Raw genomic sequence first — 20221 nt, 5'->3', positions numbered from 1 at the left:
CTCCCCGAACCCCTCCGACCCCGTCCCCTCCGGGACCCAGGAGCGTCATGACCGCCACCGTGCGTCCCGTCACCGTCCGTCCCGTCACCGTCGAGCACCACCGCGACCCCCTGGGCATCGGGCAGGACCGCCCACGACTGTCCTGGGTCGTCGAGACCGGCGAACCCGGCTGGTGGCAGACCGGCTGCGAGATCGAGGTCACCTCCGCGACCGGCACGACGACCACCGGTCGCGTCGAGTCCACCGAGCAGGTGCTCGTCCCCTGGCCCGCGGGGCCCCTGGGCAGCCGCGAACGGCGCAGCGTGCGCGTCCGGGTCTGGGGACCGGACGCGGGCCCCTCGGCGTGGAGCGAGCCGACCGCGCTGGAGACCGGGCTGCTCGACCCGGCCCTGTGGCAGGCCCGCCTCGTGGCCCCGGTCCTGCCCCCGGCCGGGGAGGACGGGGAACCCGCCGCCCTGCTGCGCGGGGAGGTCGACGTCCCCGCCGGCGTCGTCCGCGCCCGGCTGCGGGCCACGGCGCACGGCGTGATGACGTTGCACCTCAACGGGTCTCCGGTCGGGGACGATGTGCTGCACCCCGGGTGGACGAGCTACGCGCACCGGCTGCGCTACCGCACGTGGGACGTCACGGCGTCGCTGCACCCCGGCCGCAACGCCCTGGGCGTCCACCTCGCCGACGGCTGGTTCCGCGGCTACCTCGGGTTCGGCGGCCGGCGGGCGCTGTACGGCGACACCACCGCGGTTCTCGTGCAGCTGGAACTGGACCACGCCGACGGCACCCGCACCGTCGTCGGCACCGACGCCGCGTGGCGCTGCACCCTCGGCCCGACCACCCGCGCGGACCTGCTCATGGGCGAGACCTTCGAGGCGGCCCGGGACGTGCCCGGCTGGGACCGGCCCGGGTTCGACGACTCCGGCTGGGACCCGGTCGTGGTGCAGGGGTTCGACCCCGCGCGGCTCGTCGCGCCCGACGGCCCGCCCGTGCGGCGCACGCAGGTCGTCGACCCCGTCGAGGTCCTCACGACCCCGTCGGGGCGCACCGTCGTGGACTTCGGGCAGAACCTCGTCGGCCGGCTGCGCGTGGACGTCCCCGACGGGCGGGGCACGATCACCTTCCGGCACGCCGAGGTCCTGGAGCACGGGGAACTGGGGACCCGGCCGCTGCGGCGGGCCCGGGCCACGGACGAGGTCGTCCTCGACGGACGGGCGTTCACCTGGGAACCGGAGTTCACCGTCCACGGGTTCCGCTACGCCGAGGTGACCGGCTGGCCGGGGGAGTTCGACCCCGCGGCCGTGCGGGCCGTCGTCCTGCACACCGACCTGCGGCGCACGGGCGGGTTCACGTGCTCCGACCCGCTGCTGGACCGCCTGCACGAGAACGTGGTCTGGAGCACGCGGGGGAACTTCCTCGACGTCCCCACCGACTGCCCGCAGCGCGACGAACGGCTCGGCTGGACCGGCGACCTCATGGCGTTCGCCCCCACCGCGGCGTCCCTGTACGACACCGGCGGCATGCTGACGGGGTGGCTGGCCGACCTGCGGGCCGACCAGTTCGCCGACGGCAACGTCCCCCTGTGGGTGCCGTACAAGGAACTGGACGACGCGTTCCCCGACGTCGGGGCCGAGGCCGGTTGGGGCGACGCCGCGACCGTCGTGCCCTGGACCCTGCACGAGCGCCACGCCGACGCCGGTCTGCTGGCCCGGCAGTGGGACTCCATGACCGGCTGGGTCGACGCTTTCACCGCCCGCGCCGGGGCCGACCTCGACTTCCCGGCCGGCGGGATCGGGCTGGGGGACTGGCTCGACGCCGCCGCGCCCGACGACCAGCCGTGGGCCGCGCGGCTGCCCTGGCAGGCGGTCGCGACGGCCTACCTGGCCCAGTCCGCTCGGATCCTGCGCGACGCCGCCGCCGTCCTGGGGCGCGAGCCGGACGGAGCGCGGTACGCCGACCTGTTCAACCGCGCCGCCGCCCGGTTCCGCTCCGAGTACGTCACCCCCACCGGCCGGTCGGCGTTCGCCTCCCAGACGGCCTGCGCGCTGGGTCTGCGCTTCGGCCTGCTCACCTCCGACCAGGTCGCGCACGCGGGTGACCTGCTCGCCGCGCAGGTCGCCGCCGACGGGTTCCGCATCGGCTCGGGGTTCCTGGGCACCCCGCACGTGTGCGACGCCCTCGCCGACTCCGGGCACGCCGGGACGGCGTGGAAGCTGCTGCTGCAGCGGGAGTGCCCGTCGTGGCTGTACGCCGTGACGATGGGTGCCACGACGGTGTGGGAGCGCTGGAACTCCATGCTGCCCGACGGGTCGATCAACCCCGGGGAGATGACGTCGTTCAACCACTACGCCCTCGGCGCCGTCGCCGACTTCCTGCACCGGCGCGTCGCGGGTCTGGCGGCCGCCGCCCCCGGGTACCGGGAACTGCGCGTCGCCCCGCTGCCGCACCCCGACCTGACCTGGGCGCGGGCCTGGCACGAGACCCCCTACGGCCGGGCGGAGGTGTCCTGGACGCTGGCGGGGGAGGAGTTCACCCTCGACGTGACGGTGCCCCCCTCGACGACCGCCGAGGTGCACCTGCCCGACGGGTCGGCCCCCACGGCCGTCGCCTCCGGCGGGCACCGGTTCACGTGCCGGTTCACGCCCCTGCCGGACTGACGGGCAGGGTTCGGCGGAGAACCGGGCGTCGTCACGGATGTGGCGATTCCCCGGTGGGGACGGCGCGTCGTGGCTACCGTCTCCGGCATGGAGCAACGATCGCTCGCACCGGGCGGGGCCGTCCAGGTCAGCCGCCGCACGATCCTCCTCGGGGCCGGCGGGCTGACCGCCGCGGCCCTCTGGACGGTGGCCGGGCCGGCGTCCCCGGCCCGCGCCGCCGCCCCCACCACCCCCGCCGACGTCATCACCCTGGCCAAGAGCTGCGAGGGCAACACGCTGGCGCAGATGAACGCCATCTGGTCCTCGACGTACGACACCTCCGCCGACTGGTGCGCCACCTTCGTCAGCTGGTGCCTGCGCGGCACCGGCACCGGGTTCAGCCGCAGTTCCAGCGCGTTCTACAAGCTGTGCACGCCGGTCTCGGCGGCCAACGTCCGCCAGGGGGACGTGGTCTGGTACTACGACGCGGGGCACATCGGCCTGGTCCGTTCCCACAGCGACGGTCACATCCGCACCGTGGAGGGCAACGCCGGGACCGGGACCGCCTCGACCAACCACGTCAAGCTCTACACCGACCCGTGGTCGTCGGCCGTGAAGTACGCCCGCCCCAAGTACTGACGGCCCGTCGCGCGGGGAGTTCCGGACGGTCCGGGACGTGGCGACCGCGTCGCCGCGTCCCCGGACGGTCCGGGACGTCAGGAGTCTTCGTCCGCGTCCACCAGGGTGATCGCCTTCGCGTACCCGGCGGGGGTCTTGGTCACCTCGATGACGCGCTGCATGAGCGGTTCGATCGCGGGCACCTTGTCCAGCGGCGCGGCGATGACCAGCTGGAAACCCAGCCCCCGCCACGCGTTGACCCCGCGGGCGGTGAACTCCCCGTCGGACTTCACGAAACCCTCGTCGAGGAACACGGGGGCGAACACCGGCAGCGCGTTGCGGCTCGTGCCGAGCTGGTAGCGCAAAGCGGCGCCCACGATGAAGGCGATGAGTTCCTGCACCTCCCCGCCGGACTTGCCGCCGAGGTGGTCGTAGATGCTCAGGGTGCGGCCGGTACCGGCCTCCATCCGCAGGGCGCGCACCGAGGTGTGCTTGCGGACGTCGAGCAGCAGTTCGCGCTCGGAGGCGTTCTGCGGCCCGCTGCGGATGCGGTCGATGAACGCGCGCAGCGCCAGGAACCGCGCCTCGACGGCGGCCGGGTCGTCGGCGCGGGTCGTCCCGGTCGCCAGCTCCCGCAGTTCCCGCGCGAACGCGGTCACCTCGGGGATGACCTGCGGCTGGACCTCGATGTGCAACCGGTCCCCGCCCGGGCCGAACGGCAGCCCGGCGAGGATCTCGTTGACGGGTGCCAGCCGGTTGACGATGTCGGTGCCGGCCTGCCGGATCTTGGCCTGCAGGGTCAGCAGGTCGTCGCCGGACCAGCTGACGACCTGCTGGCGGAACTCCTCGGCCCGTTCGGCCAGCCCCTGCTTCGTGAGGTCGTCCAGGATCCGGCGGTACCCCTCGTAGGAGGAGACGCCCTGGCCGAGGTTCGGCTGCGGCCAGCGGCTCTGGAACGCGCGGAAGGCGCGTTCGAGCCGGCCGGTGGTCTCGGACTCGCGGGTCAGGGCGGCCTGGCGCCCCTCGGCGGTGGCCTGCCGGATCTTCGGCAGGACCTTGCGGAAGTTCTCCACGGTGTCGTCGATGCCGTACTGCCGGTGCAGGGCCGCGAGGTGCCCGGCCTGGTCGGCGGTCACCTCGACCCCGGCCTCGTGCAGGGCCGCGAGCCGGTCACCCACCTCGTCCTGCAGCGCGACGAGGTCCCCCCACGTCGTCTCGGCCGCGTTCAGGGTGATCTGCGCCCGGGCCTCGTCCTGCCGGGCGGCGTCGGCGGCGGCGTCCAGGCGGTCGCGCTCGGCGCGCAGCACCGCGATCTGGTCGTTCGTGGCCAGCAGCGAGTCGATCTCCTCCTGCCGGGCCGTGACCGCGGCCGCCGTGGCCGCCACGTCGATCTCGCTCCAGCGCACCTCGCTGCGGCGCTGGTGGGCCTTCTCCTGCCGCAGCAGGTCGTCGCGCTGCCGGGTGAGCCCGTTCTGCCGCTGCTGGTGCCCGGCGAGGCGGGCGTCGACGGCGGCGACCTCCTCCTCGATGCGCTGCAGCAGCGCGGCGGGGGAGAACCCGAGGATGGCGCGCAGCCCCTCCTGGCCGCCGTGGGCGCCGCGGTCGCCGTTCTGCACCTGCCCCGCGAGGGTGATGCGGCGCACCCGGTCGTCGCGGAACGCGTCCGGGCCGGCCACGGCCAGGTGCGGGAAGTCCTGCGGCAGCACGGTGCTCAGCCAGCCGCGGTAGGCGGAGTCCTCCCGGATCCGCAGCTTGCCGACGAGCGTGGCGGGGTCCACCTCGGCGAGCGGCAGGTCGGTGTCGGCGAACTGGAACTTCACGCGGCGGTGCAGCGTCAGCGGGTCCACGCGGCGGCGGAAGGTCTCGCGCAGCGACCGGTCGACGACGAGCGTACGGGCGAAACCGCCCAGCAGGAGCTCGGCCGCGGTGCGCCACTCCTCGTCCCCGCGCCGCACGTCGAGGAGCTCGGCGACGAAGGGCAGGTCCTGGGGGTCGAGGCCGAGCTGGGCGGCGATGAGGGTGCGGGTCGCGTCCAGGTCGTGCGGGATCAGGTCGGTGCGCCGGGCGAACCAGCGCTTCTCGGCCCACAGCCGCTGCCGCTCGGCCAGGTCCGGTCCCGCGGACTCCGCGAGCGTGCGGCCCTGCTCCTCCAGGTCCGCCAGGGCCGCGGGCAGCTCGGCGAGGAACCGCCCCGAGGCGCGCTGCTGCTCCTCGAAACCCTCGCGGTCGGCGGGGACCTCGCCGAGGTCGGCCGTCTGCTCGGCGAACCGGCGCCGGGCCGCGGTGGTGTCGGCGTGCAGCTGTTCGGCGGCCTTGAGCGTGAGCCCCAGCGCCTCCAGGGCGCCACCGCCCTGGGTGTCGAGCAACTGCCGGTTGTCGTTGACCCGCACCTCGGCGGCGAGCCGTTCGGAGCGCTTCTCGCGCAGTTCCGCCTCGGCCTCGGCGCGCCGGGCCTTCGCGGTCTGCTCCTGCGCGTCGACGAGCCGGGCCTCGATGCGGGCCGCCCACAACGCGAAACCGCTGTTCTCCGACGACCCGAGCGCGTCGGCCAGCGCGATCGCCGTCCGGGCCTCGTCGAGCTCGGCGTGCAGCCGGGGGATCTCCCCGAGGATGGTGATCTGCTCCTCGGCCGTCTTCATCGTCTCGTACGTCGCCTCGAGGTCGGCGAAGTGCGCGACGGCCTGGTCGGCGGCCTCGAACGTGCGCGGGCGCTCCAGGACCATCGAGCGGTACAGCTGGTCGACGGAGGCGACCTCGCGCCCGGCCTGGATGCGGCCCAGCAGCTTCACGGCGGCGGTGCCGTCGCCGTCGGCCCCGATCCCCAGGACCGGGTGGACGAGCGCGGCGAACTTCGAGTACGAGTCGAAGAAGGCCAGTCCCTCGAACTCCTTGCGCATGGCCTTGTGGTCGAAGCGCCGTTCGGCGAAGGGCTCGACGAGGGAGAGGTCGAAGTCGCCGTGGAACACCGCGAGGTGGTCCTTGACCTCGCGCGGGTCCTTCGCCGAGGCCGGCGCGAAGTACAGCCGCAGCGTCGTCAGCGTCCGGCCGTCGGTGTGCCGGAACGTGAACGCCAGGCCCGACCAGGCGTTCGCGGGGTTTCCCGCCGCGTCGCGCCCGCGCAGGGTGGCGTCGCGGTTCTTGCCGGTGTCCTCGTCGAGGACCTCGTCGAGCTTGCCCCGCACGTACGACAACGGGTTGCGCTGGGTCGCCGAGCGGGCCCGGCCCGTCACGGCGTCGTTGGACGCGCCGTTGAACGCCGTCGCGGTGTTCATCATGACGGCGATGTACGCGTCCAGGGTCGTCGACTTGCCCGTCCCCGAGGCCCCCGTCACGAGGTTCGCGCGCGGGTCGAACTCGACGCGGTGGTAGCCGTCGAAACCGCCCCAGTTCACGAGCTGCGCGTGCGCGACGTGCCACTGCTGGCGTCCGGCCCCGGCCAGGGCCAGACCGGGGAGGGTGGGGCCGTCGTTCACGCGTTCTCCTCGACGGGGTTGCGGTGGGCGGCGTTGTGCGCGGTGAGCTCGGTGACCAGCCGCTGCACGACGTCGACGGGCAGCAGCACCTCGAGGATGGGCGAGACGCGGTAGCGGTTCTCGGTCCCGGTGCGCAGCAGCACCTCCTGGCGCAGCAGGCTGTCGACGCCGAGCGCGGCCTGCTGCTCGTCGCGGGCCTGGTTGGTGCTCGACAGGGGCCGGAAGTGGCCCACCTCGTCGATGAGCTCGGCGCGCTCGACGAACACCTCGGTGTCGCCGGCCGCCGACCGGGACCGGGCGAGGCGGCGCAGGCAGACCAGCAGCACGGTCTCCTCCCGGCTCCAGGGCTGGTCGAACAGCAGCGTCGGGAACCGGTCCGCCGTCGGCGCGGCGGCCTGCTGCTTGTAGGCGACCTGGTAGTCGTGGTTGACGACGAGGTCGAGGAACACGTCGTTGAGGCGGCTGCGCAGCGAGCGCTGGTTCTCCACCAGCAGGCGCCAGGACTGGGGGTGCTGGGCCGCGGAGACGTAGCGGCGCTTGAGCAGCTGCACCAGGACGGCGCGCACGGGTTCGCTGAGCGTTCCGGTGTCGCCGGGGAACAACCCGTCCTCGGCGAGTTCGGCGACCGCCTCGGTGGTCTCGTCGGTCACGCGTCTCCTCCGGCGGTCAGCGACAGGTCGGGGCCCAGGAACCGGTGGACGGTCCCGTCGGGGCGGGTGGTCGTGTAGACGGCCTGCCGCGTCGTGGTGTGCGGGTCGGCGCCCGTCACCGCGACCGCCAGGTGCAGCAGGCCCATCAGGTCCGCGGGACGGCGCAGGTCGTCGGGCAGGTCGTCGAAGACCTCCGCGGTGCCGGCCCCGGACGGGATCGCCGCGCGCAGCCGTTCGAAGTCGGGGCCGCCGAAGCGGCGCAGCTCCTCCAGGGAGGACACCTCGGCGGCGTCGTCGTCGTGCTCGCGCAGGGGCGGGGGGCTGGCGTCGTCGGCCGGGTCGTGCAGCCGCGTGCGCATCGTCGTGACCGCGATGCGGGCCGAGGGGATCGGGGCGTCCAGGTCGAGCGTGGCGCGCGGGCCCGTCGTGGCCATCCACTGCGTCAGCTGGTCGGCGGCCGCGCGCAGCGCCTCGTCGAGCTCGCGGTCGCGCAGCGGGTCGTGGCGCAGGATGTGCGAGCGCAACGACGCCGACAGCCGCCGGCGCTGCTCCAGGACCAGTTCGACGCCCTCGCCGATGGTCTCCAGCGTCCGGCGCAGCGCGCTGCGCTGCTCAGGGCTCAGCCCCGCCGCGAACCCGTGCTCGAGGATCGTCGTCAGGTCGGACTGCAACGCCTGCAGGGTGTCCTCGTCGCGGGCCAGGTCGACCGCCCCGGCGAACGCGCGCCCGGAGACGGACTCGGTGAGGATCCCGGCGGCGCGGCGCAGGTAGTCGTCGAGGACCTCCCCGGACGGGCGCTGCTCGGCGCGGAAGTCGCCGACGATCTCGCGGTGGATGCGCCGGACCTCCTCGGAGACGCGCAGGAAGTCGCCGGGCAGCGCCGAGAGCAGGTCCTCGAGGTCGAGGTACTGGCCCAGCACGCGCTCGTCGCTGGCCGGTGGGGACTCCCCACCGGCCAGCAGCCGGTCGCGTTCGGCGCTCAGCTGCGCGATCTGCTCCTCCAGCCGCTGCACGCGACGGTCCCGGTCCGGGGTCGCCTCCAGGGCGCAGCGGCGGGCCGCGTCCAGGATCGTGCGGATGCGCGACTCCCCGAGCAGCACGCGCTCGCCGGAGACCCGGCTGACGTGGTCCATGGCGTCGCGGGCGTGGGAGGTCAGCGCGTACTCCTCGCCGTCCTCGCCCTCGTCGGGGTCGGGGACCGGCGTCAGCGACAGCCACTGCTCGCGCACCCAGCCGCGCACGAGCTCGCGCGCCGGTGCGTCGGGGACCTCGTGCCCGTGCAGGGCCAGTTCGGCCAGCAGGCCCTGGACCTGGGCGTGGAAGCGTTCGGCCGGGATCCGCCGCGCGGCGCCGGGACCGCCGAACGCGCAGGTCAGGAGGGCCACGACGAGCGGACCCGACGGGCGGCGCAGGAGGGTGAGCGTGGGCCGCGTGAACGCCTGGTGGGCGCGCGCCAGGTCGTCGCGGATGCTGCTCACAGAAGGTCCTCCGGGTGCTGTCGTGCTCGGGGAACGGTAGACGACGAACGGCGGCCCCGAGGACCGCGCGCGGCGCTCAGAAGTCGAGGAACCCGCCGACGGCCGCCTCCACCGCCGGGACCTGGCCGGTCTGGAAGTCCTCCACCGCCTCCACCGCCGCGGTGTCCGGCGGGGTGATCCGCCCCAGCTCGTCGAACAGCCGGGTGCGTCGGCGCAACCGGACCCCCGGCCGGTCGGGGTGCTCGAACGTCCACTCCAGCACCGTGTCCGGCCAGTCGCCCACGAGCCGGGCGCGGGCCGCCGACATGCCCTCGATCAACGGGGAGAACCCCTCGTCGGTCCGCCAGAACTCCCCGAGCCTCCCGTTCGCCGCCAGCACCTGACGCACGTAGGACCCCGCCTCCAGCGGCCGCGGCGCGAGCGGGCGCACGTGCTCGGCGACGTCGACCGAGCCGCCCCGCAGCAGCGGCGTCACGTCCCCGCTGCGCTGGACGGTCAGCAGGTCGACCGGCGGGCGCAGCAGACCGGGTTCGTCGCGGCGCACCGCGACGACGAGGCGCTCGGAGCCGCCCCGGCCCACCAGCGCCGCCGACGTCGTGGTCCCGCGGCCGAGGTCGACGCGCCGCGACGGCTCGCCGTCGGAGGTGTGGGTCAGCACCACGAGGCGACCGGCGGCGGCGGCCGCCGCGTCGGCGCGCCAGCCGAAGCCCCAGCGGGCCCCTTCGAGCCGCACGCCGTGCCGGTCGGCGCCCGCGTTCCACGGGTCGAGCCAGGAGTGGGTCCCGCGGCCGTCCTCGGTGCGCGGTTCGGGGCCGTGGGCGACGGGTTCGGCGACGTCGCGCAGCTCGTCGCCGATCGGCGCGTGCCAGGGCACCCGGAACCACCGCGTGCTCCACACGACCTCGTGCAGGTCGGCGCCGAGCGGTTCGAGGTGCCAGGGTTCGGCGTCGAGGGCGAGGAAGAACCCCGACTCCTCGGCCTGCGCGGCCCGGACGGGGGCGTCGACGGTCGTGCGGCGCGGCTGCCCGCCGGGGGCGACGTGCAGCAGCTGCGCCGGGTGCAGCCCCCAGCTCGGACGGCCGTCGGCGGAGCGGACGACGTCCTGCGGCGGCGGGGGCGGGACGCACCACACCCCGTCGGGGCCGACGGCGGCCAGCCGCAGGCCGTGCGTCCAGACCGCCAGCTCCACCCCACCGGGACCGATCCGCACCAGGGGGGCCTCGCCGTGCGGGTGCGTCCAGAACGCCGGGCCGTCCGGCAGCAGCCGCGGTGGCGGCCACGGGGCCGGGACGGGCTCGGCGGGCACCTCGGGCCAGCTGACGACCCGTTCCACGCGGCCCGTGCGCCGGTCCAGGACGGCCGCCACGGGCTGGGTCTCGTCCAGCGCCCACAGCCCCGAGTCCAGGCTCAGCAGTCGGGTCGGGCGCAGCGCTCGCACCGGGTGATCCTCCCGCACACCAGCACCGTCAGCGGGACGGCCGCGAGCGCCGCCGCCGCGAGCGCGAACACCGCGGCCGGGCCGAGGCGCTCGGCGCCCTGCCCCGCGAGCGCGGACCCGGCCGCCGAACCCGCCGCGGACGCCGAGGCGAGCCAGGCGAAGGCGCTCGTGAGCCGGTGCGCGGCGGCGTCGCGGCGGGTGCGCACCGCCGCAGCGACCACGACGGGCGGGACCGCCGCCCCGACGGCGAACAGCACGGCGCCCAGGGCCGGCGTCGGCCACGGGAGGGCGAGCAGGGCCCCCGCGCCGCCCAGCACCCAGGCCGCGCGGTGCAGCGCGACCCCCGGCCGGCGGGTCATCACCAGGCCCGCCACGAGGCCACCGGCGCTCGAGACCGCGAACAGCGTCGGGGCGGCCGCCGCCGCGCCCGCCGCCACGGCCACCGGCAGCGCCCCGAAGTGCACCCCGAGCCAGGCGTTCACGAGCAACGGCACCCGGATCCCGCGGGGCGGGCTCCGCCGCGCGCGGCCCGCCGTGGGCGCCGGCGGCGGCGCGGACCCGCGCAGCGCGGCCAGCACCAGCGTCCCGGAGCCGACGAGCGCCAGGGCCGTCGGGACCCCGGCCGCGGGGTGCCCCGCGGCCGCGAGCGCCGAGACCAGCACGGGGCCGAGCAGGAACGCCGTGGAGTTCACCACGGCCTCCCAGCCGAAGGCGCGCGACAACCCCGTCGCGGGGCCGAGCCGGTGCGACCAGCGCGCCGCCGAGAACGCGCCCAGCTGCGGCAGGGTCGCGCCGACGGCGACGCCCCACGCGAACGGGGGCACCTCCACGACGGTCCCGGCGACGACGGCGACGACGTGGGCCGCCGCGAGGGGCGGCAGCACCCGCGTCTGACCGGACCGGTCGACGAGCCGGGCCGTCTGCGGTCCGGCCAGGCCCTCGGCGAGGGCGAGCCCGGCGCCCGCCAGCCCGGCCTGCGCCCAGGAACCGGTCCGCTCGTGCACGGACCACAGCAGCGCGAGGGGGGTCATGGCCAGTCCGACCCGCCCCCACGCGGCCGCGGCGAAGAACGCCGTCAGCACGGCGCGTCCTGTCTGCAGGGGCGGACCGGTCTGGGGACCGGACGTTTGTCCCGACCCTAGCCCCCCGCGCAGCGCGGGGGTGGTGGTGACCCGCAGTGGTCGCAGGTACCCCCGGGCGCCGTCCCGTCCGGGCGCCCGCCTCACCCGGGGAGATCAGTTCGTGGCGCGACGTGCCGATGTACTCACCGATGCGGTCCCACGGAGGGGACGGCCGGGAACCACCGTGGACGGAACCAGTGCTGAACGAGGCGTGGCGCAGCCACCACCCCGGGGGGAGTGAAACCCCCGCGGGAGTCGACGCTGCCCTGCTGCACTACGCGGCAGCGGCGGACCAGCCCGTGCTGGTGATCTCGCGCCCCAAGGCCCCGGCCGGGTTCGAGGTCCCCCGGGTCCGGTGGGCCAACCACGCCTCCTCGGACCTGTTCGGGATCGAGGCCGACCACCTCGTCGACCTCGCCGTGACCCGTCTGCTGCGCACCGACGGCGACATCGAGCGGCTGGCCCGCGAGCGCCGCACCCGCTACGCCGTCGACGCCGTCACCGCCGGCGGCGGGCTGCGGCACGTCGAGGTCGTCGCCTGGCCCGTCCCCGAGCGCGACCCCCGCGAGCACTTCTGGGTCCTGGCGGTGGTGCTGCCCGAGGACGAGCGCGCCCAGGCCGCCCTGCGCGCCGCCGAGGAGCGCTTCGCGACCCTGGCCCAGAGCTCACCGGTCCCCACGATCGTCTCCGACGTGGGCGCGCGGTTGTCCCGGGTCAACGACGCCTTCGCCGAGCTCGTCGGGCTGCCCGCCGAGGAGCTGTGCGGCACCGGCTGGCTGACCCACGTCGTCGACGACGAGCGCGCCGGCGTCGTCGAGGCCATCGCCGGGGTGCTCGCCGGCGAACGGGTCGTGCTCGACACCCGGCTGCGCAACGCGGCCGGTCAGGTCCGGTGGGTGACGGTGCGCCTGAACCCCAGCCGCACCCCCGGGTACGGCGCGGGGTTCATCGGCACCGTCGAGGACGTCACCGACCGCCTCGCCCGCGAGCACCGTCTGGCCTACCAGGCCCAGCACGACCTGCTGACGGGTCTGCCCAACCGGCTGGCGCTGCTGGAACGGCTCGCCGACCTCATCGGGCCCAGCCGCGGCGTCGGCGTCCTCATGGTCGACCTCGACGACTTCAAGACCGTCAACGACGGGCTCGGTCCCGAGGCCGGCGACGCCGTCCTCGTCGAGGTCGCGCGCCGGCTGGCCCGCACGGTGCGCTCCGGGGACATGGTCGCCCGCCCCGGCGGGGACGAGTTCGTGCTCGTGTGCCACGACGTCGACGACCTGGACGCCGTGCGCGCCACCGCCCGCCGCGTCCTGGACGCGGTCCTGGTCCCGGTGGAGGTCAACGGGCTGCGGCTGCGGCTGGTGGCCAGCATCGGCGTCGTCCTGCTCGACGGGCTGACCTGCAGCGCCGAGGAGGTCGTGCGCGACGCCGGCATCGCCGTGCACGAGGCCAAGGCCGCCGGCGGGGGCCGCTGGACCCTGCTCGACGAGGGCGTGCGCACCCGTGCCCGGCGCGCGCTGCGCCTGGTGGCCGACCTGCGCGAGGCCATCGCCCGCGGCGGCGTCGACGTCCACTACCAGCCGATCGTGCGTCCGGGCCGGCCCGCGCAGCTGCGCGGCCTGGAGGCGCTGTGCCGCTGGACGCACCCCGAGCTCGGGCCGGTCTCGCCGCAGACGTTCGTCGAACTGGCCGAACGCGCGAACCTCGTGCCCGCGCTGGACCACCACGTCCTGACGGTCGCGCTGCGCGACCTCGCGTCCTGGCGCGCCGCGCACGCGGCGGGGGAGCTGGCGACCAGCCCCGACCACGTCGCCGTCAACGTCTCGGCCGTCAGCCTCGCCGCCGACGGGTTCTCCGACGGGGTGCGCCGCGCGGTCGCGAGCGCCGGCCTGGAACTGCGCGACGTGTGCCTGGAGGTCACCGAGACCGCGCTGGCCAGCGACCTGCGCGCCTGCCGGCAGGTCCTGGAGGAACTGCGCCGCGACGGCGCCCGGGTCGCCATCGACGACTTCGGGACCGGCTACTCCTCGCTGGCCTACCTCAAGGACCTGCCCGTCGACCACCTCAAGGTCGACCGGTCCTTCGTCCGCGACCTGCACGGCCGCGACGAGGGCGTCGCCGGGGGACCCGCGCGCGCGGTCGCCGCGGCCGTCGTCTCGCTGGCCCGGACCCTCGGGCTGGGCGTCGTGGCCGAGGGCGTGGAGACGTTCGAGCAGGACGAGGTCATCACCGACCTCGGCTGCGAGGCCGTCCAGGGGTACCTGTACTCCCGCCCCCTGACCCGCGAGGCCCTCATCGAGGTCCTGCGCGGCGGCGGCGAACTCGTGCCCCGGCCGGCCGTCCCGACCCCCCGGGAGGTGCCGGCGTGAGCGAGAACGTCACCGTGGCCGTCTCCACCCCCGTCTCCACCGCCGTCTCCACCGCCCCCGTCTCCACCGCCCCGCCGGGTGCCGTGGAGGTGCTCGGCCGGATCTCGGCCGCCCTGGACGACCTGCCGGCCCACCGGCCCGTCGCGGCGAAGGTCATCGCCACGGCCGACGACGACCGCTCGGACGCCAGGTCCCTGGGGCAGACCCTCAGCTGCGACCCCGCGCTCGTCGCGAAGGTGCTGCGGCTGGCCAACTCGGCCTACTTCGGGCTGTCCGGGCGCGTGTCCGCCCCCGCGTTCGCCGTCACCGTCGTGGGGTTCGCCACCGTGCGCAGCCTGGCGGTCGCGGCCATGGCCGGGCTCGAGGACGTCCCCGAGGCCCTCGCGGACTTCTGGGACCGCAGCGTCCTGACGGCCGTCGCGGCCGCCGAGTTCGCCCCGCGCCTGGGCGCCGAGGCCCCCGACGCGTTCTCCGTGGGTCTGCTCGCCCGGCTGGGACAGGCGCTGCTCGTGCGCTGCGACCCCGTGGAGTACCCCGCGATGATCGCCGGGTCCGCCGACCGCGAGGAGCTCCTGGCCGCCGAGAGCCGTCGCTACGGCGCGCACCACACGCGGGTCTCGGCCGAGGCGCTCGCGGCCTGGTCGTTCCCGGACGAGCTGGCCGAGGCCCTCGCGCAGGTCGACCGTCCCGGCTGGGCGACGCCGCTGGCCACGGCCGTGCGCCTGGGCGTGGAGCTGTCCGAGCGGATCCTCGACCCCACCCGCCGGCCCGCCCCGGCCGAGCAGCTGTCGGCCGGTCACGTGCGCGACGCCGAGGTCGACGCGGTGCGGGCCGCCGTGACGCGGACGGCGGCGGAGCTGGTCCAGCTGCTGACCAGCTGAGCCATGGTGTTGGATGGCCTGGTGTGCGAGGCGACCCCGGCGGCCGAGATCACGCTGCCGGACGAGGAGCACTCCGCACGACGCGCCCGGGCGTTCCTGACGGAGGCGTACTGCGCGAAGCACCACGCCCGGGTCCTGGACGAGGCCCAGCTGCTGGTGTCCGAGCTCGTGACCAACGCCGTGCGCCACGGCGGTCCGCCGGTCCTGGTCCGCGTCTCGTGCGACGGCGAGGGTCCGGCGCTGCACGTCGCCGTCCGCGACGGCAACCCGCACCCGCCCGTGCGCCGCGACGTGGCGCCGGAGGCGGAGGGCGGCCGGGGGGTCGCGCTGGTCGACATCATCTCCGACCGGTGGGGCGTCGAGCACGACGAGAACGGCAAGACGGTCTGGTTCGTGATCTCGTGACGGGACCCGCCGGACCCGCCACCACGCTGCGGCTGGCCCGGCCCGAGGACGCCGCGGCGGTCGCGGCCCTGCTGCGCGAGAACTGGCCCTTCCTCCAGCCGTACGAGCCCGAACGGGACGAGGCGTACTTCACCACCGACGGCCAGGCCGAGGTCCTGACGCGCCTGCTCGCCGAGCACGCGGCCGGGCGGGCGGTGCCCTACGTCATCGAGTTCGGCGGGGAGCTGGTGGGCCGGCTGACGCTGTCGGGCGTCGTGCGCGGGCCGTTCCAGTCCGCCGACGTCGGCTACTTCGTCGCCGAGGCCGTCAACGGCCGCGGAGTGGCGACGGCCGCCGTCGCCGCGGTCGCCGAGACGGCCTTCGACCCGGCCGGGCTGGGGTTGCACCGCCTGCAGGCGGGCACCCTGCTGTCGAACTCGGCGTCGCAGGCCGTCCTGCAGCGCAACGGTTTCGAGCGGATCGGAGTGGCCCGGCGGTACCTGCGGATCGCCGGCCGCTGGCAGGACCACGTGCTCTACCAGCTCGTCGCCGCGCTCTGAGGGCTCAGAGCCCGCGGCCGGGGGCCGTCACGCCCCCGGCGGCGGGGACCCCCTCGGCCAGCGCGTACCGCAGGAACACCGTCCCCGTCGGCGAGGCCGCCGGGGGTTCGAGCAGTCTCAGGTTCGCGGGGACCGCCCCGCCGTCGAACACCTTGTCGGCCGTCCCCGGCACGATCGGGTGCAGTCACAGGTCGAGCCGGTCGAACAGCCTGTCCCGCGGCAGGGTCTGCACCAGGTCCAGGCTGCCCACCACCTCCACGTGCTCGTGCCGGTCGCGGACCGCGCGCACGGCGGCGGCCAGGTCCGGCCCCAGCTGCGTGGACCCCGCCCGGGGCAGGTCGGGGTGCCGCGCGAGGCGACGTGCTCGGGGACGCGGTTGAAGAGGGCGGCGATCGAGTCGTCCGGACCGCCCTCCTGGTGCGGCCGGTGCGCGGCGAAGACGTCGCAGGTGCGCCGGCCCAGCAGGAGGGCGTCGGTGCCCTCGTGGGCGGCCGCCACCTGCGCTCCGGCGACGTCGTCCAGCAGCGGTGCCTGCCGGCCGCCGTGGGCGAGGCCGTCGGGGTCCTCCTCGGGCCCGCCGGGGGCCTGGGCGACGAGGTCGAGGGTGGCGAACAGTTCCAGGTGGACGAGTCCCGCGCCCCTTCGACCCGGGCGGGCCGGTGGACTCGTCGGGGTCAGCGGCGGGCGACGCGCAGGACCAGGTCGGTCCACCCGGCGGCGAACCGCTCAGCCGTCAGGGGCGCGACGCCGTCGAGGTGGCCGTCGAGGTGGAAGTGCAGGGGGACCTCCAGGGCGGCGTGGAGCTGGTACGCCAGCACCTCCGCGTCACCGCCCGCGTCCAGGGCCTGCAGCAGGACGCGCAGGTGCAACCGGCTGAACCCGGACGCGGGGTTCACGGTCGTCGGACGGGCGTTGGCCTCGCGCAGGAGGTGACCGCGCTCGGCGGTGAACCGCAGGCGTTCGTGGCCGAAGGCGATGAGCCGGTCCACGGGGTCGGCGCCGGGGCCCAGGGGCGCCGGACCGCTCAGGCAGGCGGCCTGGAAGTCGCGTTCGTACTCGTCGAGCAGGGCGGTGAACAACCCTGCGCGAGAACCGAAGCGGCGGAAGACGGTGCCCTTGCCCAGGCCCGCCTCGGCGGCCAGGACGTCCATGCTCAGGGCCGCGACCCCGAGCTCGTCGACGAGCCGGCGGGCGGTGCGCAGCAGCAGTTCGCGGTTGCGGGAGGCGTCCGAGCGCTCGGGCGCCCCCGCGGTGCCCGAGCGGGTCAGCATCCGTGCCACGGGAGGCACCTTAGGCCCTCGCGGACCGGGAAGTGCTTGAAGCCGACAGGAGAAGCGGACTACAGTCCGGTTGAAGGGCGCGCGGACCGCGGGCCCGACCCGTCACCCGAGGAGTTCCCCGATGACCACCGTCCTGGTCCTGGTCGGCAGCCTGCGCGCCGGCTCCACCAACCGCCAGATCGCCGAGACCGCCGTCGCGCACGCGCCCGAGGGCGTCGAGCTCAGCATCTACGAGGGTCTGGCCGACCTGCCCTTCTACAACGAGGACGTCGACGTCGAGGGTTCGGTCCCGCAGGCCGCGCTCGACTTCCGCGCCGCCATCACCGCCGCCGACGCGATCCTCGTGGTCACCCCCGAGCACAACGGCACCGTCCCCGCCGTCCTGAAGAACGCCATCGACTGGGCCTCGCGCCCCTACGGCGCCAGCCCGCTGACCGGCAAGCCGCTCGTCGTCGCCGGGTCCGCCTTCGGCCAGTACGGCGGCGTCTGGGCCCAGGACGACGCCCGCAAGGCCCTCGGCATCGCCGGCGCGAACGTCCTGACCGAGGTCACGTTCTCGATCCCCGGCTCGGTCGTGCGCTTCGCCGACGTCCACCCCAAGGACGACGCCGAGGTCGTGGAGAAGATCCAGGTCGTGCTCGGGGGCCTCGTGGCCGCCGTCGAGGCCGCCTGAGCCGGCCGTCGCGCCGGCCGCCCGTCACCCCTCGGGGGTGACGGGCACCATCGCGGACACGCTCCTGTCCCAGATCCGGGGGTTCCGGTCGGCGTGCTCGGCCGCGAGCTCGCGGCGGACCTCGGCGAAGCTGCGGCCCGGTTCGGCGAGGCGGTGCCCGCCGGACTCCTCGAACCGGTCCCCGTCGAAGCAGTAGGCGACCTGGTCCAGGGAGTTCAGCTGCCGGATCGTGATGAGCTGCTCGACCAGGACGTCCGCCGGGTGCTCGGCGTCCGGCAGCAGACCGGCTGCGGCGGTGAGGAACTCCTGGCCGTGCGTGGAGTCTGTGAAGGTCCAGTCCACGGGCCCGCCGCGACCGTGGTCGGTCGCCATCCCGAAGCTCTGCCCGTAGCGCAGCAGGCCGACCGACCAGGCGACGGCGCCGTCGGGCAGTTCGGTCTCCTGGTACCCGCTGACGCTGTACCGCTGGTGGGGGTGGGAGATCGGCAGGGCCACCCGGGGGAGACTACGCGTCCGCCCGGCAGGCCAGTTCGAGACGGTTGCGCGCCGACTCCAGGACGATCCGCTCGGCGACGGTCGCCGGGGCCAGCGTCTCCAGCACCGCGAGCAGGTGCGCGCACAACGGGCCGTCCTCGGCCACGAAGGCCGCGTGCACGGAGGCCAGGTCCATGACGAACGCCGCGTGCCGGCGCGCCTCGATGGCCAGCAGGTCGTTGGCCGTCAGCGCGACCCCCAGCAGCGCGCGGGCGCAGGCCGGGCCGAAGTGGCGCACCGTTCCGACGTGGTCGCGGACGAGGGCGGCACCGTCCGGCAGCGGGTGGTGGCACCCCGGGGCCTGGCACCAGCCTCCCTCGCGGGAGAACCCGACGACGCGGGCCGCGGTGAGCGCGGACGTGAACATGCTGATGAGGTCGGGTGCGCGCGGCTCCGGCTGGATCGCCCGCTCGGGCGACGCACCGTCCTAGAGGTCCCGGCGGTACCGCTGCACCTCGGCCGCCGACGGGGTGGGGAAACCCCGGGCGGACACCGTCACCAGGGGTTCGGGTTCGGGTTCGGGGTCCACCACGGGTCCCGGTTCGGGGTCCGCCTCGGGTTCCGGTTCGGGTTCCGGTTCGGCGGTCTCCTCGAGGTCCGCGCGGGGCCACAGCACGCCGGTGGCGACCCCGCCGAGGACGGCCGCGACGAGGCTGGCGACGGCCGGGGGAGCGAAGACGTCCAGCTGCGAGCTGGTGAACCCGCTCCACTGCGTCACCGTCAGCAGACCGGACGCCTGGGCGAGGAAGCCGACGATCCCGCCCAGCCCCAGGAGCGCGGTCGCCGCGGCGACGACCGTGGCCAGCACCCGGCCGCGGCCGGCGGGGACGACGGCGCGCGGGCGCCCGGCCAGGACGAGGCCGGCCAGCACCACGACCGGCAGCACCGTGGCGCTCAGCAGGGACGGCGTCGCGGACTGCGTCCACATCACCGACCACCGGTTGCCCAGGAGCGCGCCGTCGGGGTACGTGCTCTGGTCCAGCCCGAAGACCTGGTCCAGGGAACCGCCCATGACCGTCCACGCCGACCGTGCGGTGGCGGCCGTGGGGGCGGCGGCGGCGGCGACCAGGAACCACGCGCCCCAGCCCGGGGGGAGCGTGCGACGGCGACTCACGACGGTGACGCTAGCGGGACGGCCGGGCGCGCGAGGTCGTCTCCGGGAACCGGCCGTGGCGCCCGCCCCGCTCGACGTCCCCCCTCGGCGTCGACGATGATCGCGCTCGTGCCCTCCACCTCCGTGCGCGCCGACCTGCTCCTGGACGCCGAGCGTCCGACCTCCGCCGCGCTGCTCGTGAGCGTCGCCGCCCGCCCGGGGGTCGAGGTCCACGCCGAACGGCTGACCCTCACCGGCCCCGGCGGGCCGCTCCCCGTTCAGGAGGTCCGCCTGCCCGACGGGACGCGGCTGCACGAGTTCGAGGTCCCGGCCGGGTCGACGGCCGTGGAGTACGAGGCCGACGTGCGGGTGGACGGCGCCGCCGCGAGCGCGGACCTGACGGCCGCCGAGCGGTGGGAGTTCGCCCGGCCGAGCCGGTTCTGCCCCTCGGACCGGTTCTCCCACCTCGCCGCGCGCGAGTTCGCCCGCTTCCCGCGCGCCGAGCAGCCGCGGGCCGTGGCCGCGTGGGTGCGCATGCACACCGACTACGTCAGCGGCTCCAGCGGGCCGAGCGACTCCGCGCTGGAGACGCTCGTCGGCGGGCAGGGCGTCTGCCGCGACTTCGCCCACCTGGTGGTCGCGCTGCTGCGGGCCCTGGACGTCCCCGCGCGCGTCGCCGCGGTCTACGCGCCGGGCCTGTCGCCCATGGACTTCCACGCCGTCGCCGAGGCCGCCCCGGACGGCCGCTGGCAGGTCGTGGACGCCACCGGGCTGGCCCCGCGCCAGAGCCTGGTGCGGATCGCGAGCGGTCGCGACACGGCCGACACGGCCTTCCTCACGACGGCAGGTCCGGTGACCCTGACCCGGTTGTCGGTGCTGGCCGTGACGGACGGTGCGCTGCCGTCCGACGACGGCAGCGGCCTCGTCCGGCTCGCCTAGGGTTGTCCCGCGGATCGTGGGGCGACTCCACGGTCACGGCGATGACCGCTCGGAGGAGGACCGAGTGGCTTGTGTGCTCACGTCACAGCTGAGCCGTGACCGCGCC

At 75.5% G+C, this 20221-nt stretch carries 17 protein-coding genes and 1 pseudogene; 8 read left to right on the top strand and 10 right to left on the bottom strand.

The genetic code is table 11. The annotated features are described in order from the left end of the window. Nucleotides 1-47: 47 nt before the first annotated feature. Both CLV37_RS03060 and CLV37_RS03055 read left to right on the top strand, forming a co-directional pair. A complete protein-coding gene (locus CLV37_RS03060; protein WP_170127022.1) occupies nt 48-2648 on the top strand; it encodes a glycoside hydrolase family 78 protein in 2601 nt (866 codons plus the stop codon). A gap of 87 nt (nt 2649-2735) precedes the next feature. After that, complete coding sequence (locus CLV37_RS03055; protein ID WP_106206783.1) at nt 2736-3266, top strand: CHAP domain-containing protein; 531 nt, start codon at nt 2736-2738, stop codon at nt 3264-3266. Nucleotides 3267-3343: 77 nt separating this feature from the next. Here the strand turns inward: CLV37_RS03055 and CLV37_RS03050 are convergent, their stop codons facing one another. From CLV37_RS03050 to CLV37_RS03030, 5 genes are all read right to left on the bottom strand, one after another. Then, complete coding sequence (locus CLV37_RS03050; protein ID WP_106206781.1) at nt 3344-6718, bottom strand: ATP-binding protein; 3375 nt, start codon at nt 6716-6718, stop codon at nt 3344-3346. Then, on the bottom strand, nt 6715-7368 hold the full coding sequence (locus tag CLV37_RS03045; RefSeq protein ID WP_106206779.1) for a DUF4194 domain-containing protein: 654 nt from the start codon (nt 7366-7368) through the stop codon (nt 6715-6717). Before CLV37_RS03045 ends, CLV37_RS03050 begins: the two co-directional genes overlap by 4 nt. After that, nucleotides 7365-8846, bottom strand: coding sequence for a DUF3375 domain-containing protein (locus tag CLV37_RS03040; protein WP_106206777.1), 1482 nt, complete (start codon nt 8844-8846; stop codon nt 7365-7367). Before CLV37_RS03040 ends, CLV37_RS03045 begins: the two co-directional genes overlap by 4 nt. Before the next feature lie 76 nt (nt 8847-8922). Then, complete coding sequence (locus CLV37_RS03035; protein ID WP_106206775.1) at nt 8923-10284, bottom strand: hypothetical protein; 1362 nt, start codon at nt 10282-10284, stop codon at nt 8923-8925. Continuing rightward, nucleotides 10254-11366, bottom strand: a complete 1113-nt coding sequence (locus tag CLV37_RS03030) for an MFS transporter (protein ID WP_106206773.1) — start codon at nt 11364-11366, stop codon at nt 10254-10256. The genes CLV37_RS03035 and CLV37_RS03030 overlap by 31 nt, the downstream gene beginning before the upstream one ends. A 236-nt stretch (nt 11367-11602) precedes the next feature. Here CLV37_RS03030 and CLV37_RS03025 point away from each other — a divergent pair, with 236 nt between their 5' ends. Genes CLV37_RS03025 through CLV37_RS03010 form a run of 4 tightly spaced genes read left to right on the top strand, consistent with a single transcriptional unit; the run spans nt 11603 to nt 15596 of the window. Beyond that, entirely contained in the window at nt 11603-13771 is a 2169-nt protein-coding gene (locus CLV37_RS03025) for a putative bifunctional diguanylate cyclase/phosphodiesterase (RefSeq protein WP_170127021.1), read from the top strand. Beyond that, nucleotides 13768-14652 (top strand): HDOD domain-containing protein, encoded by an 885-nt coding sequence (locus CLV37_RS03020; protein WP_146149277.1) that lies wholly within the window; start codon nt 13768-13770, stop codon nt 14650-14652. The genes CLV37_RS03025 and CLV37_RS03020 overlap by 4 nt, the downstream gene beginning before the upstream one ends. 21 nt (nt 14653-14673) lie before the next feature. Continuing rightward, nucleotides 14674-15057 (top strand): ATP-binding protein, encoded by a 384-nt coding sequence (locus tag CLV37_RS03015; protein ID WP_245885211.1) that lies wholly within the window; start codon nt 14674-14676, stop codon nt 15055-15057. Beyond that, on the top strand, nt 15054-15596 hold the full coding sequence (locus CLV37_RS03010) for a GNAT family N-acetyltransferase (protein ID WP_245885210.1): 543 nt from the start codon (nt 15054-15056) through the stop codon (nt 15594-15596). Before CLV37_RS03015 ends, CLV37_RS03010 begins: the two co-directional genes overlap by 4 nt. 4 nt (nt 15597-15600) lie before the next feature. On the opposite strand, the pseudogene CLV37_RS28955 reads toward CLV37_RS03010, so the two are convergent. Both CLV37_RS28955 and CLV37_RS03000 read right to left on the bottom strand, forming a co-directional pair. Beyond that, nucleotides 15601-16274 (bottom strand): annotated as a pseudogene (locus CLV37_RS28955) (dihydrofolate reductase family protein). Continuing rightward, the gene (locus tag CLV37_RS03000; RefSeq protein WP_106207425.1) at nt 16271-16867 is read right to left on the bottom strand and encodes a TetR/AcrR family transcriptional regulator; all 597 of its coding nucleotides are present in this window, start codon (nt 16865-16867) and stop codon (nt 16271-16273) included. The pseudogene CLV37_RS28955 and the gene CLV37_RS03000 overlap by 4 nt, the downstream one beginning before the upstream one ends. A 130-nt stretch (nt 16868-16997) precedes the next feature. Between CLV37_RS03000 and CLV37_RS02995 the strand changes: the two genes are divergently transcribed. Then, entirely contained in the window at nt 16998-17549 is a 552-nt protein-coding gene (locus tag CLV37_RS02995; protein WP_106206765.1) for an NAD(P)H-dependent oxidoreductase, read from the top strand. Nucleotides 17550-17573: 24 nt separating this feature from the next. On the opposite strand, the gene CLV37_RS02990 is transcribed toward CLV37_RS02995, so the two are convergent. From CLV37_RS02990 to CLV37_RS02980, 3 genes are read right to left on the bottom strand one after another with little or no spacing between them, the layout of a single operon-like run. Beyond that, nucleotides 17574-18044: a hypothetical protein gene (locus tag CLV37_RS02990; RefSeq protein WP_106206763.1), complete on the bottom strand. Its 471-nt coding sequence runs from the start codon at nt 18042-18044 to the stop codon at nt 17574-17576. 10 nt (nt 18045-18054) lie between these two features. Further along, a complete protein-coding gene (locus CLV37_RS02985; RefSeq protein WP_106206761.1) occupies nt 18055-18450 on the bottom strand; it encodes a hypothetical protein in 396 nt (131 codons plus the stop codon). 60 nt (nt 18451-18510) lie between these two features. Next, nucleotides 18511-19197, bottom strand: coding sequence for a hypothetical protein (locus tag CLV37_RS02980; protein ID WP_106206759.1), 687 nt, complete (start codon nt 19195-19197; stop codon nt 18511-18513). A 108-nt stretch (nt 19198-19305) separates the two neighbouring features. Between CLV37_RS02980 and CLV37_RS02975 the strand changes: the two genes are divergently transcribed. Further along, nucleotides 19306-20115: a transglutaminase-like domain-containing protein gene (locus CLV37_RS02975; protein WP_211298322.1), complete on the top strand. Its 810-nt coding sequence runs from the start codon at nt 19306-19308 to the stop codon at nt 20113-20115. Nucleotides 20116-20221 lie beyond the last annotated feature (106 nt).

The organism is Kineococcus rhizosphaerae (assembly GCF_003002055.1).
Classification (GTDB): Bacteria; Actinomycetota; Actinomycetes; order Actinomycetales; family Kineococcaceae; genus Kineococcus; species Kineococcus rhizosphaerae.
Note: the sequence above shows the minus strand (reverse complement) of the source record. Positions and strands in the feature narration are given on the sequence as shown.